Raw genomic sequence first — 15,616 nt, 5'->3', positions numbered from 1 at the left:
GCCATGCTAGGTTAGCGCTAACATATTTTAAGTCAAGGCCACCAGCCAAGATGCGAAACAGGAGGACACCCGATGCTGAATGACACCCTAGCCCGCGTCACCGACCGGATCATTGCGCGCAGCGCGCCCGGTCGCCAAGCGTATCTGGACCGCATGCGCCGTGCTGCCGAAGACGGCCCCGCGCGGGCGCATCTGTCGTGCAGCGGGCAGGCCCATGCCTATGCCGGTGCCGGCCCTGATCAGGATGCGCTTGCCACCAAATCGGCGGGCAATATCGGGATCATTACCACCTATAACGACATGCTGTCGGCGCATCAGCCGTTTGAACGGTTTCCTGAAATCATCCGCGACGCCGCCCGCGCTGTCGGGGGCACGGCACAGGTCGCAGGCGGTGTGCCCGCGATGTGCGACGGCGTAACCCAAGGCACGCCGGGGATGGAGCTGAGCCTGTTTTCGCGCGATGTCATTGCCATGGCCGCAGGCGTAGGGCTTAGCCACAATACCTTTGATGCCGCTGTTTTCTTGGGCGTTTGTGACAAGATCGTCCCGGGTCTGGTGATCGCAGCCCAAGCTTTTGGCCATCTGCCCGCGATTTTCTTGCCTGCGGGTCCGATGACCTCTGGGATATCGAACGATGAAAAAGCCGTTGTGCGCCAGCGCTTTGCCTCGGGCGAGGCGACGCGCGAAGAGCTTATGGCCTCTGAGATGGCAGCCTATCATGGGCCTGGCACCTGTACCTTTTACGGCACAGCCAATACCAATCAGATGTTGATGGAATTCATGGGCCTGCATCTGCCGGGCGCGTCCTTTGTGAACCCCAACACCCCGTTGCGCGATGCGCTGACCGTGACAGGCACGCAGCGGGCGTTGGCAATCAGCCATCTGGGCAACAGCTATACGCCGGTGTGCGATGTGCTGGATGAAAAGGCCTATGTGAATGGGATTGTCGGGCTGAATGCGACAGGCGGGTCGACCAATCTGCTGATCCATCTGGTGGCGATGGCGCGGGCCGGCGGGATTATTCTGGATTGGCAGGATTTCTCGGATTTGGCGGATGTAACACCGCTGCTGGCGCGGGTCTATCCCAACGGGCTGGCCGACGTGAACCACTTCCACGCCGCTGGCGGGCTGGGATATATGATTGGCCAGCTGATGTCGGGCGGGTTGCTGCACAAGGACGTCAAGACCGTCGCCGGCGAGGGGCTTGAACGGTACACCCAAGACCCAAAACTGAAAGACGGCGCAGTTGAATGGGTCGCAGGCCCTACCGAGACGTTGAACGACAAAATCCTGCGCCCGATGGGGGATCCGTTCCAGCCGACGGGCGGTTTGAAACGTCTGACCGGATCGCTGGGCAATGCCGTGACCAAAGTTTCAGCGGTCAAGCCTGAGCAACACGTGGTCGAAGCCCCCGCACGGGTGTTTCACGACCAAGAAGCGGTCAAACTGGCCTATAAGAACGGTGAATTTGACGAAGACGTCGTTGTCGTCGTGCGCTTTCAGGGGCCAAAGGCCAATGGCATGCCCGAATTGCACAGCCTGACGCCGGTTCTTGCCAACCTGCAAGCGCGCGGTTTGCAGGTGGCGCTGGTGACTGATGGCCGTATGTCGGGCGCGTCGGGCAAGGTGTTGAGCGCGATCCATGTCTGTCCCGAAGCCTTGGACGGAGGGCCGATTGCGCGCCTGCAAGACGGGGATGTGATCCGGGTCGATGCCCGCGACGGCCGCCTTGAAATTGTGACGCCGGGGGTGATGGACCGCGCCTTGGCGACGGCTGATTTGTCTGGCAATGAACATGGACAAGGGCGCGACCTGTTCGCGGCATTCCGCAAGAACGTGGGCGCTGCCGACACCGGTGCCAGCAGCATTTGATTTGATAAAAGGACGAAACCTATGACCCCTCAACACGCAAGTGCCGCCGCCTACGATATCTGCAAACGCGCGCCGATCGTGCCGGTTCTGGTCGTGCATGACGTGGCCCATGCCCGCCCCTTGGCCGAGGCGCTGGTCGCCGGTGGTCTGCCCGCGTTGGAAGTAACCTTGCGCACCGACGCAGCCCTTGAGGTGATTGCCGAGATGGCCAAAGTCGAGGGCGGTATCGTTGGGGCAGGCACCTTGCTGACGCCCGACGATGTGAAACGCGCCGTTGATGCGGGTGCGACGTTCGGCGTGTCGCCGGGTGCCACGGATAAATTGCTGCAAGCTGCCGAAGATCTGGACCTGCCGATGCTGCCCGGTGCCGCCACGGCGTCAGAGGCGATGCGCCTGCTGGAACGCGGCTATGATATGCTCAAGTTCTTTCCGGCCGAAGCCTCTGGCGGCGCACCAGCGCTGAAATCGCTGGCGTCACCTTTGCCGCAAATCCGCTTTTGCCCCACCGGCGGGGTCAGCCCCACCAATGCCGAAAGTTATCTGTCGCTGCCCAACGTGGTCTGCGCGGGTGGCAGTTGGGTGGCACCCGATGCGCTGGTGCGCGCGGGTGATTGGGCTGCGATCACGGAATTGGCCCGCGCCGCCAGCCAGCTGGGCCGTTAAAGCGACGCCGCCGCGCGGCTCGCCTGATCATATTGACCTGAAATGGCCCGCAGATGGGCGGCGATATCGCGTAGATCGTCGCCCTTGATATCGGTCCGCCCCAACGTGTCGATCAGGCAGCTGTTGCGCACGGCACGGTAGGCCTCGATCAATTCGGCCCCTGCGGCGGAGGTGCGATAAAACACCTCTTTTCCGCGCTTTTCCGCGTCAATCAGCCCGGATTTCAAAAGCTTACGCAGCGCATAATTAACCGTATGCGTATCTTCGATGTTCAGCATAAAGCAAATATCGGTCAGGCGCTTTTCCCGCTGGCGGTGGTTGGTGTTGTGCAGGACCAGAATCTCTAGCGGGGTCAGGTCAGGATTGCCCGCAGCGGCCATGCAGCGCGACATCCAACGGCTGAAGGCATTATAGGCGATGATCATGCCGTATTCGAGCTCGGAGGCCTCCCACCCTTCGCCTTCGGCCAGATGGCGCGAGGATACGATACGGCGGGACGGGTGCGATTTTGGGTCTGACATTGGGGGCTCCGACGCTGTTTTTACCAACGTAACGTTAGCGAATTGTGAGCGTTGCGCAATGTTGCGAACATGCATTCGCCCAAATATCGTCGTATTTCCTGCTTAAATCTAAACGGATTGCCACTGTGTAAATCAAAAAAATTCATACGTCCCCGCGACCAATGTGTCTGATGGGGAAAAGCCCTCAGGAGAAACGCCGAATGTTCAAGGCCATCACCGCCGCTGCGATTTTGCTTATGGCCTTGCCTCAGTCCATCGCGGCAGAGGGGCGCGAATACCTTGGCTATGGCCGCTTGATCACGAATGATTTTTTGGGCGATTTGCAAGACCGCGAGCGCACCGGTTCTGTTGCCTCTTCGCGGGTCTGGGGGCCGGATTGGACCGGGGCATCGCCCAGCAAGTTCGGCGATTTGGTCGAATTACGTCTGGGACTTGATGTGCTGGCCCCTGAGAACCTAAGTCGCCCAACCGCAGGGTCGCGCCCGTGGGCCGGGGCGCTGTCGGCGGGGCTGCATACGCATTTCCAGCATAGGGCAACGGAATACTCTGTGGGCGCGTCGCTTTATGTGACAGGGCCGCAAACGCGCTTGGGCCTTTTGCAGCGCAAGTTCCACAAGCTGATCGGCGATGAACCCCCGTCAGGGCGCACCCTAAGACGGCAAATTGAGGACGGGATTTACCCCACCCTTCTTGTTGAGGCGGGGCATAGTATCGATTTGGGTGAAAACCTGTCCTTCCGCCCGTTTGTGCAGGGTCAGGCAGGTATTGAGACGATGATGCGTGCGGGGGCCGATTTCACCTTTGGCAACATCGGCAAAGGAGAGCTTTTGGTGCGCGATGCAACGTCCGGGCATCGGTACCGCGTGATACAGAATGCTGAAAATACCGGCTTTAGTTTTCTGGTGGGGGCCGACATTGCGTATGTCAGCGACAGCACGTATCTGCCGCAAGACCGCGGCCTTAGCCTGACGGAGCACCGCGACCGTGTGCGCCTTGGCGTGCATTGGCAAGGCGAGGGCGCATCGGCTTTTTATGGCGTGACGTGGTTGGGCAAAGAATACGAGACCCAGCCTGAGGAACAAGTTGTCGGGTCAATCCGCATGAACTTGTCGTTCTAACGGGGCGCATGTGGATGCCGGCGAGGGTCGAGCCGCAACATCTTGTGTTGCCGTCCTGCCAAACTGGCGCGTTAACCTTTTTGCAACGCCTTGGAATCTTTGGTCTATCCGGCCTTCCCAGAAGGTGCCTGTTTTGCTAACCTGTCCTTAATTAAAAAAAGACGAGGCAGGTGAACAGTGGGTAAAACGGGCTTTAAGGGCACGTTTGTCGTAAGCTGGGCGCAAACAGAAATAGACGGGCTAGACGCCGCGCCGGTGCAATCCTTGAAAGTAGGGGCTGCATGGGCATGGAGAGGTGACGCAATTCGCGTTGATGGCCCGAATGATGTATTGCGGCTGGATCAGGCAGACGGCGCAGAAGATTTGCGCAAACGGGCGGCACGGATGGTGCACCGTCTTGTGGGCGCAGCTTTGGATCAGGACGCTCCTCCGGTGCGCAAAGACCGCATGGACGAACAGTTTTCAGAACTCATGGACAACAGCTTTGTCGTCACTGACGGCGGCAAAAGCTATACCGTCACATTGATAGAAGTGGGCCGTGGCAGCCAGCCTTTGCTGATGTTTCTGGACGATATGCCACCACGCAACAGTGATCTTTGGATTGTGCACCATACCCTTGGCACGATGTCTTTGGACAAGGTGGCCCAGCAGGGCGGCGGCGTGATCTGCTTTACCCCTGGCACCTTGATCCGCACCGAAAATGGCGCAGACCGGATCGAAGACCTGCGCGAAGGTGATCTGGTTCAGACCAAGGACAACGGCATGCAACCGATCCGCTGGATCGGCAAGCGCCGGATGAGCGGCGCGCGCCTGTTTGCGATGCCACAACTGCGTCCGGTGCGGTTTCGCGCCAATGCGCTGGGCCTTGCGCGTCCTGATCGGGATTTGCTGGTGTCGCCTAGCCATCGGGTTCTGCTGAAGGGGGATGTGGCGCGCAGCTTGTTCAACACATCCGAGGTGTTGGTGTCGGCGAGGGATTTGGTCAACGGGTCCAGCGTGACTGTCGATGCCCACACCCGCGAGATCAGCTATATCCATGTGCTGCTAGACACACACCAAATCATGTGGGCGAACGGGGTAGAGACAGAAAGCTTCCACCCTGCTTCGGCAGCGCTTGAGACGTTGGACAGCGCGGACCGTGCGCGGCTGCTTGCACAATACCCCAAGCTGACCTTTGATCCGCATACCTATGGCAGCTATGCGCGGCGCAACCTTAGCGTCTCCGAAGCCGCGATTCTGCAGCACGCGGCCTGAGTTTATTGATGCACCAAGACCGGTTAACTGTCGGTCTTGGATTCCACCAGTGCTTGAATGATCGCTTTGGCGCTGTCGCTGGACCAATCGGCATCGCCGCGCAGGCGGGCGATCTCGCGGCCTTGTGGGTCCATGATCACGGTGATCGGCAGGCCGAAAATCCCCATCTGACTGGCAAGCGCCTGCTTCGGGTCTTGATGGCGTGGCAGGCTGTCAACGCCGGCCTCGTCAAAGAAGCGCTGGATGCCGTCGGGTGAGTTACGCCCGGTCGCAATTGTCAGCACGTCAAAATCATCGCCGCCGAATTCTTTTTGCAGGGCGTTCAGCTGTGGCATTTCCTTGCGGCATGGCGCGCACCATGTTGCCCAAAAGTTGATCACCACATATTTGCCGCGCCAATCCTCAAGCGTTGCCTTGCCCGCGCCATCAGCCAGATCGAATGCCACGGTCGACGTGGCAACCGGCGCATCATGCACCACAAGTTTTTTCATGTCCCCGTCGCGCAGGGCGGCGATGTCGGCGCTTTGGCCAAAGCTTGGGTTTGCACCGACCGTCAGGGCCGTATAAACGAGCGCGAGCACTACTTTTCTCATTTTTCCCTCCGAGGGGTTGCCTGATGACTGATACGACTTCGAACAAAATGTGGGGGGGCCGTTTTGCCGCCGGACCAGACGCGATCATGGAGGCGATCAACGCCTCGATCTCGTTTGACCAACGCATGGCCGCCCAGGATATTGCCGGGTCGCGCGCCCATGCCGCCATGTTGGCCGCACAAGACATCATTACTGATAGCGATGCCGACGCGATTGGGAAAGGCCTGCTCACGGTCTTGTCAGAGATCGAAGGAGGAACGTTTCAGTATTCCACTGCGCTGGAAGACATCCACATGAACGTCGAAGCGCGTCTGAAAGAGGTCATCGGAGAGCCAGCAGGGCGTCTGCACACAGGCCGGTCGCGCAACGACCAAGTGGCGACAGATTTCAAGCTGTGGGTGCGCGACCAGTTTGATGCGGCCGAGACCGGTTTGCTGGCGTTAATCCAAGCCCTGTTGGGTCAGGCAGAGGCAGGGGCCGATTGGGTCATGCCGGGTTTCACCCATCTGCAGACCGCGCAGCCCGTCACGTGGGGCCACCACATGATGGCCTATGTCGAGATGTTCGGCCGCGATTTAAGCCGGATGCGCGATGCGCGTGCGCGGATGAACGAATCTCCCTTGGGGGCGGCTGCGCTGGCTGGCACGTCCTTTCCGATTGACCGCGACATGACGGCGCATGCCCTTGGGTTTGACCGCCCGTCTGCCAATTCGCTGGACGCAGTTAGCGATCGTGACTTCGCCCTCGAGTTCCTCGGGGCGGCGTCGATCTGTGCGATGCACCTAAGCCGCTTTGCCGAAGAATTGGTGATTTGGTCGTCGGCGCAGTTCCGTTTCGTGACATTGTCAGACCGGTTTTCGACAGGGTCCAGCATCATGCCGCAAAAGAAAAACCCTGATGCAGCCGAGCTGATCCGCGCCAAGATCGGGCGTATCATGGGGGCGAATGTGGCGCTGATGATGGTAATGAAGGGGCTGCCGCTGGCCTACTCCAAGGACATGCAGGAAGACAAGGAACAGGTGTTCGACGCTGCGGATAACCTGATGCTGGCGCTGGCCGCCATGGAAGGCATGGTCAAGGATATGTCCGCCAACCGTGACAGCCTTGCTGCTGCCGCCGGGTCGGGTTTTTCGACCGCGACAGATTTGGCCGACTGGCTGGTGCGCGTGCTGGGCCTGCCTTTTCGCGACGCACATCACATCACGGGATCGCTGGTGGCCTTGGCCGAAAAGAACGGCTGCGACCTGCCTGATCTGACGTTGGAACAGATGAAAACCGCTCATGACGGGATCACTGCAGATGTTTTCGGCGTGCTTGGTGTGGAAAATTCGGTGAATTCGCGTATGTCTTATGGGGGTACTGCGCCCGCACAGGTTCGCGCGCAGGTTGCCCGGTGGAAAGGGATATTGGCATGAAACCAGCTTTGGCTTTGATATCTTTGCTTGTCCTCGTGGGCTGTGGCGCGGATGGAGAGCCGCAAAAGCCGCAGGTTGCCGGGACGGTGACGCTGTCGAATTCAGGCGCTTCCGTTGGCACGTCAGTAACTGTTGGCGGCGGTGCCTTCCGGTTGGGTTTGGGACAGGTGCTATGATGCGACTGGCATGGGTAATCACCGCTGTGGCGCTGCTTGGGGCGTGTACGCCACCCGTGCCGCGCAACGGTGATGACACCGTGCACCCGCGCCAAGAGCCGTCGAATTACGAGCCTGGCATACATGTGTCAGGTTATGTGAACGTCGGCGTTTCAAAGGGTTTTTGACATGTCGATTTTGCGCATGATCTATCTTGCCCTCGCGGTTTGGGGTGCGGTCCATCCGATGTATTATTTCGTCACTTGGTTTCGGGCGAATGGAGTTGACTTGGGCGCGATGGTCGAGGCTTGGCATGTGAATGCGGCCTCAAGTGGGCTGGTGTGGGATTTGACCATTGCTGCCGTCACCCTGACCGTCTGGGTCATTGCAGAAGTCGCAGTGCGGCGAAATTGGTTGGCGCTGATTGCCATTCCCGCAACCTTTGGTATTGGGGTAAGCTGTGGCCTGCCTTTGTACCTATTTCTGCGGTCGGCCCCTGTAAAATAGCGTCGGAGCCTCCGGCGGGGATATTTGGGAGCCAGAGAAAATGGATCATTTCCTGTATCGCGACGGTGCGCTGTTCGCTGAAGATGTCGCAATTTCAGAGATCGCGGCAACGGTGGGGACGCCGTTTTATGTCTATTCCACAGCAACCTTGTTGCGGCATTTCAAGGCATTTGATGATGCGCTGGACGGCATGGACCATCTGGTTTGCTATGCGATGAAGGCCAATTCCAATCAGGCAGTTTTGCGTACATTGGCGCAGGCAGGGGCGGGCATGGATGTTGTGTCGGCGGGCGAGTATTTGCGCGCCAAGGCCGCAGGTGTTCCGGGCGATAAGATCGTATTTTCCGGCGTTGGGAAAACAGCTGATGAGATCAGGTTGGCGCTTGAGGGCGGCATTCGTCAGTTCAACGTCGAATCCGAACCCGAGATGGAGGTTCTGGACGCTGTGGCGCGGTCGCTGGGCAAGGTCGCCCCGATCACCATTCGCGTGAACCCCGATGTGGACGCCAAGACCCATGCCAAGATCGCGACCGGCAAATCCGAGAACAAGTTTGGCATTCCCATTGCGCGTGCGCGTGAAGTTTATTCAATGGCAGCAAGCATGGCTGGCCTAGATGTCATTGGGATCGACGTGCACATTGGCAGCCAGCTGACCGATCTTGCCCCGTTCGAGCAGGCCTATGACAAAGTTGCCGAATTGACCGAGGTTCTGCGCGCAGATGGTCACAACATACGCCGGCTTGATCTGGGCGGCGGCTTGGGCATTCCTTATGAGCGCAATAACGAAGCGCCCCCTTTGCCCCGTGATTACGGTGCGATGGTGCAGCGCAAGCTGGGGCATCTTGGGTGCGAGATCGAAATCGAACCGGGCCGCTTGATTGCGGGCAATGCAGGGCTGATGATCAGCGAAGTGATTTATGTGAAGTCTGGTGAAGGCCGCGATTTCCTGATCCTTGACGGGGCGATGAACGATCTGATCCGCCCTGCCATGTACGAGGCGCATCACGACATCATCCCCGTGGTCGAACCCGCGCCGGGGGCTGAGCAGCAGCCCTATGACATCGTCGGGCCGGTTTGCGAATCCGGGGATACATTTGCCAAGCAGCGCATGATGCCAGCGCTTGCCGCAGGTGACCTTGTCGCGTTTAGAAGTGCCGGGGCATACGGTGCCGTGATGAGCAGCGAGTATAACTCACGGGCACTTATTCCGGAAGTTTTGGTCAAGGACGATCAATTTGCGGTTATCCGCGCGCGACCAACCTTTGACGAAATGATAAATCGAGATACCATCCCTGAATGGCTTTGACCGCGCGCTGCGTGTCAACCATGCGGGAGATTGTCAAAGATGACCCTTATCACAAGTGATGACCAACGCCGCGGGCTCGCCAAAATCAAATGGCCGCTCAGGCTGACTTGGGCTGGCATGTGGGCCGAAGCGCTGGTTCAAGCGCTTTGGCCGTTGGTCGGGGTGATCCTTGTTGTCCTGGCAGCGCTGATCTTGGGGCTGCATGATCTTGTCGCGGTCGAGGTTGTCTATGCTGCGGCTGCGGCGGTTTTGATCGCTGTTATTGGCGCGTTAGGCTATGCCGCATGGTATTTCAAAGTACCAAGACAGATCGATGCGTTGGCGCGGCTGGATGCAAGTTTGCCCGGACGTCCCATTCAGGCCTTGATGGATGCCCAAGCCATTGGTGCGGGCGATCCGGCGTCGATGGCAGTCTGGCAAGCGCACCAACAGCGGATGAGCGACCGTGCGGCGGCAGCGCGGGCTGTGCCTGCCGACCTGCGCGTTTCGCGGCGCGATCCGTTTGCGCTGCGCTATGTCGCCATGCTGTTTTTCGCCACGGCACTGGTATTCGGGTCGGTGCTGCGCGTGGGGTCTGTTGCAGGGATGGCACCGGGTGGCGGCGGATTGGCCAGCGGGCCGGTCTGGGAAGGCTGGGCTGAACCGCCACGCTATACCGGAAGGCCAACGCTGTATCTGGCTGATCTGGATGCGGGGGCGATCAATTTGCCCGCCGGTACTTTGATCACCCTGCGGCTTTATGGCGAAGTGGGCGCGTTGAGCGTCACGCAGACTGTATCAGGCGTGCCGGTTGATCAGGATGTCGAACCCGCGACGGTGCTGGATTTCACGGTCGCCCAAAGCGGTGAAGTCCGCGTTGATGGACCCGGCGGGCGCGTTTGGAATGTGACGATGCTGCCCGATGCCGCCCCCGAAGTTGAGATTTTGGGCGACCCGGAAGTTGCTGCCTTGGGCGAAATGCGTCTGCCATTTGTGGCGCGCGATGATTACGGCGTTGAAGCAGGTGAGGCGCGGATCAGTCTTGATCTGGCGGCAGTTGACCGGCGCTATGGGTTGGCGGTTGATCCTGATGCGCGTCCTGAACTGGTTATCCCTCTGCCCATGCCGATTGCGGGGGACCGCACTGAGTTCGAAGAAAACCTGATCGAGGATTTCTCCAAGCATCCATGGGCAAATTTGCCTGTGAAAATCAGCTTGAGCGTTCTGGATGCGTCAGAGCAGCAGACCGCCACCCCTCCAAGCGGGATGACCTTGCCGGGGCGGCGGTTCTTTGATCCGCTGGCGGCTGCGGTAATTGAACAACGGCGCGACCTGTTGTGGTCCAAGGCGAATGCCGCGCGATTGGCGCAGGTTCTCAAGGCGGTGGCCTATCGTCCCCAAGACATTTTCCGGTCCGAAACATCTGCCTTGCGGTTGCGCCAGCAGATCAACCGGTTGGACATTCGCGCCAGCTATGGTCTGAGCGACGAGGTGCAGACCGACATAGCCGAAGACCTGTGGGATTTGGCGATCGAGCTTGAAGAAGGCGTTTTGGCTGACGCACTGGACCGGATGCGCCGTGCCCAAGAGCGGCTGACCGAGGCGATGAAAAACGGAGCGTCGAAAGAAGAAATCGCCGAGCTGATGGATGAATTACGCCGTGCGACCGACGAGTACATGCGCCAGTTGCAGCGACAGCAAGCTCAAGAGGGCGAGCAGCAAGACCCGCAACAGGGCCAGCAAAGCGAGAGCATGCAAATGACCCAAGACGATTTGCAGCGCATGATGGACCGCATTCAAGAGCTGATGGAGCAAGGCCGCATGGCCGAGGCCGAACAGGCGCTGCGCGAGCTTCAAGAGATGATGGAGAACATGCGGGTCACCCAAGGCCAGCCCGGTCAGGGCGGTCAAAGCCCCGGTGAACAGGCGATGGAGGGGTTGGCCGAAACCTTGCGCGACCAGCAAGAGCTGAGCGATCAGGCGTTCCGCGATTTGCAAGAACAGTTCAATCCGGATGGCCAGCAAGGGCAGCAAGGACAACAGCCGGGCCAGCAGCAAGGGCAAGGCCAGCAGCCCGGTCAGCAGCAGGGCCAGAACCAACCCGGACAAGGCCAACAAGGGCAGCAGCCCGGCCAGAACGATGGACAAGGGCAAGATGGCCAAGGGTCGATCGCAGATCGCCAACAAGCGCTGCGCGATGAGCTGAACCGCCAGCAAGGGCGGCTGCCGGGCGGTGGCACAGCCGAAGGGGATGCGGCGCGCGACGCGTTAGACCGTGCGGGCCGCGCCATGGACGGTGCCGAAGAAGCCTTGCGGAATAATGACCTCTCGGAGGCGATTGATAACCAGTCCCAAGCAATGGAAGCCCTGCGCGAAGGCATGCGCGCGCTTGGCGATGCAATGGCGCAGGAACAGCAGCAAAACCAGCCGGGCCAAGGCAATGCCGATGGTAACCAGCAGGCCAATAACCGTGATCCTTTGGGGCGCAACCAATCCTCGAACGGTGGCGAAAGCACCGAAGGTGAACTGTCGATGGACAATGACGCCTACGGGCGCGCACGCGAACTGCTGGATGAAATCAGACGCCGCTCTGGCGAGGCGGAACGCCCCGAGGTTGAGCGCGACTATCTGAACCGTTTGCTGGATCGTTTCTAGCGGCGCGTAAACGGGCCTCGCGGCACAAACGTTGCCCTGTCAGGTGCCCGATTGGGATGCTTTTGCATCCAGCCACTGCAAAGCGCTTTGCAAATGCTCGTCCAGCCACAGGCGGGTGTTATCGACCCATGCCACAAAGGCGGACAGGTAGGGATCAACACCCGGCACCATCGCGGCGATCTTGGGCGCAAAGACATAGATCATGATCAACAGCGTCGCCAACACTACGATGCTGAGAAAACCGGCACTAAAGCCGCGGCGTTCTTCGGCTGTGTCCAAACCCGTGGTGGTTCCGGTGTCTCTGGCGGGGGCGGCATTGCGCCGTGTGGTGTCAGACCGGAGGGTCGAATTTATCTCTTCGATATCGGGCAGAAGATCGCGCCGCGATCCGATGGCCGCTGCGGTGGCTTTGACTTCCGAAGCCGTGCGCACTTCCTCACCACGTAACCGCGCCATACGCTCTTTGGCTTGCTGCGCGCGGTCGCTGTCTGAAGGTTCGCCCGCATTGTCCAACCCAAGATCCGGTTGGCTTTCCAGTGTTTCGGCCTGACGGCTTTGGCGCGCGGCCTGTTCTGCTTCGGCCTCTTGACGCAAGATGTCCGCAACCGACGGGTCAAGCTGCTTGCGCACGGGGGTGGGCGCACCCTGTGAAGCTGCCTTTGGGAAAAAGTCTGCATCGTCCTCGGCACCAAGGGCATCATCCTCGGGGGCGTCGGGGTCATCTTGCGGCATGTAATCGGGGTGATGCTGAAACCATGTTTGACCACAGTTTGAACATTGCACATCGCGGCCCGACGTTGGCATGACCTCGTCGGGCACCTCGTATTGCGCATCACAGTTGGGACAGATCAGTCTCATCGCGCGTCCGTACCCATTGGAAACCTCACATTCTTCACATGTATACGACCTTATGGTCTAGAAATCGGCAGGAAAAGTGCAATCTTCATGCCCAGCCTGCCATGGGGTGCATTGAAACCCAAGCGGTGCTAAGGCACAACAGTTCAAACGGGTTGGGAATTTCGTGTGATCGAGTTTGAAAACGTAGCCTATAGCTATGGCGGGGGCGAATTGTTGTCCGATATCTCGGTCAAGCTGGCACCGGGGTCGTTTCACTTTTTGACCGGACCGTCCGGGGCTGGCAAAACCACCTTGATGAAGCTGTGTTACGGCGCGCTTTTGCCAACGGCGGGACATGTGCGCCTGTTTGACACGGATGTGCGTAGCCTTGACCGCGACGATATCGCGATGGTCCGGCGCCGCGTGGGGGTGGTGCATCAGGATTGCCAGTTTCTGAACCACCTGCCGGTGTCCGAAAACATCAGCCTGCCGCTGACTGTGTCAGGCCGCCATGCCGACGCGGCAGGTGGCGACCTAGAGGAACTGTTGTCCTGGGTGGGCCTAAGCAACCGCGCCGATGCGTTGCCGCCCGAACTGTCTGGCGGCGAACGGCAGCGTGCGGCCCTTGCGCGGGCCGTGATCATGTCGCCCGATGTGGTGTTGGCCGATGAACCGACAGGCAACGTGGATTGGGAAATGTCCCAACGTCTGCTGCGGCTGCTGGTGGAGCTGAACAAAATGGGCAAGACCGTGTTGATCGCGACTCATGACCTAAGCCTGATCCGCGCCACCAAGGCGCAGGTACAGGCGCGGGTGTTGCGCATTGCAAACCGGCGCATCCAATTGGCGGGGGCAGATTTGTGATCAAGCCACGCGTCATTCTTGCTGCCCTTTGGAAAGGGGACCGGCAAGCGGATCGGGTCGTGCCACCTTCGGGATTTACGGCGCAGCTGACCTTGTTTGCTGCCGCGACGATGGCTTTTCTCGCGGTTTTTGCGCTGGCGCTATCGCTGGCTTCGGGGCGGCTGGCGAATATGTGGGGGCAGGAATTGGCACGTACGGCGACAATCCGTGTTGTGGCCCCGATTGATCAGCGCGCCGCGCAAACGGCCGCTGCCCTGCGTATTCTAGAGACAACCAAAGGCGTGCAAACCGCGCGCGCATTGACCGACGCGGAACAGCAAGCGTTGCTTGCCCCGTGGTTCGGGCCTGAACTGGCGATTGACGCATTGCCTGTGCCGCGCTTGATCGAAATTATCGAGGATGGGGATGGTATGGATGCCGACGGCCTGCGCCTGCGTCTGGCCGCCGAAGTTCCAGGTGCCGTGCTGGACAACCACAGCCGCTGGCGCGCGCCACTGGTCAAAGCGGCGTCGCGGCTCAAGCTGCTGGGGTGGATATCAACCTTGCTGATCACCGCAACGATGGCGGCGATGGTGACACTTGCCGCCCATGCAGCCCTGTCTGCGAACGCACAAGTGATCGCGGTACTCCGGTTGGTCGGGGCCACCGACGGCTATATCGCGCAGGCCTTTATACGACGCTTTACCCTGCGCGCCCTGACCGGGGCGACTGTGGGAATGGTGCTTGGGATGCTGGCGATCTTGCTATTGCCAAGCACCTCTGATGCGGGCGGATTTCTGACCGGGCTTGGTTTTCAGGGATGGCATTGGCTGGTGCCTCTGCTGATCCCGTTTTTGGCAGGTGCCGTCGCCTTTGCCGCCACAGGTGCCGCAGCCCGGCGCACCCTAAAGGAACTTGCCTGATGTTGCAGTGGATACGATCAATCACATTTATCGTGGGATGCACGGTCTTTATGCCCGTTATCGGCATTCTTTATGCACCATGGGCGCTGTTTTCACGACGCGGGGCCTACGCCTGCTGCAAAGGCTATTCGCGCGGTGTAATGTGGATGGCAGAACATATCGTTGGCATGCGTTGCGAAGTACGCGGCACCCCCCCGACGGATGCGGTTTTGATTGCCGCCAAGCACCAGTCATTTCTAGACATTCTGATGATCTTTCAATCCGTCCCGGCGGGAAAATTCATCATGAAACGGGAAATCCTCTGGATGCCTGTGATCGGGCAATATGCCAAACGCATGGGAATGATCCCCGTCAATCGTGGCAAGCGCGGGCAGGCGGTCACCAAGATGCTGGCGGATGTCCGACGGGGTGATATGGACGCAGGCCAAATGATTATCTACGCCCAAGGGACCCGTGTCGCACCCGGTGCCATCGTGCCCTATAAAAAGGGGACTGCCGCACTTTATGAGCAATTGGGTCAGCCCTGCGTGCCTGTCGCCACGAATGTCGGGTATTTCTGGCCACGTCGCGGGCTGTACCGTCGCCCCGGTGTCGCAGTGGTCGAATTCCTGGATCCGATGCCTGCCGGAATGGAGCGGAAAGACTTTATGGAAACCCTAGAGCGGGTTGTGGAAAAACGGTCAGACGAATTGCTTGCAGATGCTAGAGCGCATGCGGAGCGCTGAAAATATCGGGGCTATCTGGGAGTTGAAGCAGGCTGATGTAATCGACTATGCGCATGGCCCCAGATCATCTATCACCTCCAAGGCTCCGTGACCCTAACTGCGTGTGCCAAACACCTCAGGCTCTGGTGCGCATAGACCGTATGACATACGTGTGATCAGCAAGATCGACAGGGTCGGCACATGGGTTGGAATTCGCCGCCGTTTCCCCAGCCATCTTCTTCTTCTCTGGCTCATAAATATCCCGGGGTCT

The 15,616-nt window shown here is 59.5% G+C and carries 16 protein-coding genes; 13 read left to right on the top strand and 3 right to left on the bottom strand.

The genetic code is table 11. The features are described from left to right. Positions 1-72: 72 nt before the first annotated feature. Both edd and ABYT07_RS00215 read left to right on the top strand, forming a co-directional pair. Positions 73-1,872, top strand: a complete 1,800-nt coding sequence (gene edd / locus ABYT07_RS00220; RefSeq protein WP_372988570.1) for a phosphogluconate dehydratase — start codon at positions 73-75, stop codon at positions 1,870-1,872. 21 nt (positions 1,873-1,893) lie between these two features. Then, positions 1,894-2,535 carry a bifunctional 4-hydroxy-2-oxoglutarate aldolase/2-dehydro-3-deoxy-phosphogluconate aldolase gene (locus ABYT07_RS00215; protein ID WP_372988569.1) on the top strand — a complete coding sequence of 214 codons (642 nt, stop codon included), beginning with the start codon at positions 1,894-1,896 and terminating at the stop codon, positions 2,533-2,535. Here the strand turns inward: ABYT07_RS00215 and ABYT07_RS00210 are convergent. Beyond that, positions 2,532-3,056 carry a winged helix DNA-binding protein gene (locus tag ABYT07_RS00210; protein ID WP_372988568.1) on the bottom strand — a complete coding sequence of 175 codons (525 nt, stop codon included), beginning with the start codon at positions 3,054-3,056 and terminating at the stop codon, positions 2,532-2,534. The genes ABYT07_RS00215 and ABYT07_RS00210 overlap by 4 nt on opposite strands. 200 nt (positions 3,057-3,256) lie before the next feature. On the opposite strand from ABYT07_RS00210, the gene ABYT07_RS00205 reads away from it, so the two are divergent. Both ABYT07_RS00205 and ABYT07_RS00200 read left to right on the top strand, forming a co-directional pair. Beyond that, positions 3,257-4,174: a lipid A-modifier LpxR family protein gene (locus tag ABYT07_RS00205; protein WP_372988567.1), complete on the top strand. Its 918-nt coding sequence runs from the start codon at positions 3,257-3,259 to the stop codon at positions 4,172-4,174. Between the two features lie 177 nt (positions 4,175-4,351). Continuing rightward, on the top strand, positions 4,352-5,428 hold the full coding sequence (locus ABYT07_RS00200) for a Hint domain-containing protein (RefSeq protein WP_372988566.1): 1,077 nt from the start codon (positions 4,352-4,354) through the stop codon (positions 5,426-5,428). 23 nt (positions 5,429-5,451) lie between these two features. On the opposite strand, the gene ABYT07_RS00195 is transcribed toward ABYT07_RS00200, so the two are convergent. Continuing rightward, entirely contained in the window at positions 5,452-6,021 is a 570-nt protein-coding gene (locus ABYT07_RS00195; RefSeq protein WP_372988565.1) for a TlpA family protein disulfide reductase, read from the bottom strand. Positions 6,022-6,044: 23 nt separating this feature from the next. Here ABYT07_RS00195 and argH point away from each other — a divergent pair, with 23 nt between their 5' ends. The 6 genes from argH to ABYT07_RS00165 are packed head-to-tail and all read left to right on the top strand — an operon-like array spanning position 6,045 to position 12,038. Beyond that, a complete protein-coding gene (gene argH / locus ABYT07_RS00190) occupies positions 6,045-7,436 on the top strand; it encodes an argininosuccinate lyase (RefSeq protein ID WP_372988564.1) in 1,392 nt (463 codons plus the stop codon). After that, positions 7,433-7,612, top strand: a complete 180-nt coding sequence (locus ABYT07_RS00185) for a hypothetical protein (RefSeq protein WP_372988563.1) — start codon at positions 7,433-7,435, stop codon at positions 7,610-7,612. The genes argH and ABYT07_RS00185 overlap by 4 nt, the downstream gene beginning before the upstream one ends. Continuing rightward, on the top strand, positions 7,609-7,779 hold the full coding sequence (locus ABYT07_RS00180; protein ID WP_372988562.1) for a hypothetical protein: 171 nt from the start codon (positions 7,609-7,611) through the stop codon (positions 7,777-7,779). The genes ABYT07_RS00185 and ABYT07_RS00180 overlap by 4 nt, the downstream gene beginning before the upstream one ends. Before the next feature lies 1 nt (position 7,780). Further along, positions 7,781-8,098 (top strand): DUF2834 domain-containing protein, encoded by a 318-nt coding sequence (locus ABYT07_RS00175; RefSeq protein ID WP_372988561.1) that lies wholly within the window; start codon positions 7,781-7,783, stop codon positions 8,096-8,098. Between the two features lie 40 nt (positions 8,099-8,138). Next, complete coding sequence (gene lysA, locus ABYT07_RS00170) at positions 8,139-9,404, top strand: diaminopimelate decarboxylase (RefSeq protein ID WP_372988560.1); 1,266 nt, start codon at positions 8,139-8,141, stop codon at positions 9,402-9,404. A 39-nt stretch (positions 9,405-9,443) separates the two neighbouring features. Beyond that, complete coding sequence (locus ABYT07_RS00165) at positions 9,444-12,038, top strand: TIGR02302 family protein (RefSeq protein ID WP_372988559.1); 2,595 nt, start codon at positions 9,444-9,446, stop codon at positions 12,036-12,038. Between the two features lie 39 nt (positions 12,039-12,077). On the opposite strand, the gene ABYT07_RS00160 is transcribed toward ABYT07_RS00165, so the two are convergent. After that, positions 12,078-12,896: a zinc-ribbon domain-containing protein gene (locus ABYT07_RS00160; protein ID WP_372988558.1), complete on the bottom strand. Its 819-nt coding sequence runs from the start codon at positions 12,894-12,896 to the stop codon at positions 12,078-12,080. 165 nt (positions 12,897-13,061) lie between these two features. On the opposite strand from ABYT07_RS00160, the gene ABYT07_RS00155 reads away from it, so the two are divergent. From ABYT07_RS00155 to ABYT07_RS00145, 3 genes are read left to right on the top strand one after another with little or no spacing between them, the layout of a single operon-like run. Continuing rightward, complete coding sequence (locus tag ABYT07_RS00155; protein ID WP_372988557.1) at positions 13,062-13,739, top strand: cell division ATP-binding protein FtsE; 678 nt, start codon at positions 13,062-13,064, stop codon at positions 13,737-13,739. Beyond that, the gene (locus ABYT07_RS00150) at positions 13,736-14,641 is read left to right on the top strand and encodes a cell division protein FtsX (protein WP_372988556.1); all 906 of its coding nucleotides are present in this window, start codon (positions 13,736-13,738) and stop codon (positions 14,639-14,641) included. The genes ABYT07_RS00155 and ABYT07_RS00150 overlap by 4 nt, the downstream gene beginning before the upstream one ends. Beyond that, the gene (locus tag ABYT07_RS00145; protein WP_372988555.1) at positions 14,641-15,366 is read left to right on the top strand and encodes a lysophospholipid acyltransferase family protein; all 726 of its coding nucleotides are present in this window, start codon (positions 14,641-14,643) and stop codon (positions 15,364-15,366) included. Before ABYT07_RS00150 ends, ABYT07_RS00145 begins: the two co-directional genes overlap by 1 nt. Positions 15,367-15,616 lie beyond the last annotated feature (250 nt).

This window comes from Sulfitobacter sp., from assembly GCF_041552635.1.
Taxonomy (GTDB): Bacteria; Pseudomonadota; Alphaproteobacteria; order Rhodobacterales; family Rhodobacteraceae; genus Sulfitobacter.
This window is presented reverse-complemented; position numbering and strand designations above follow the sequence as displayed.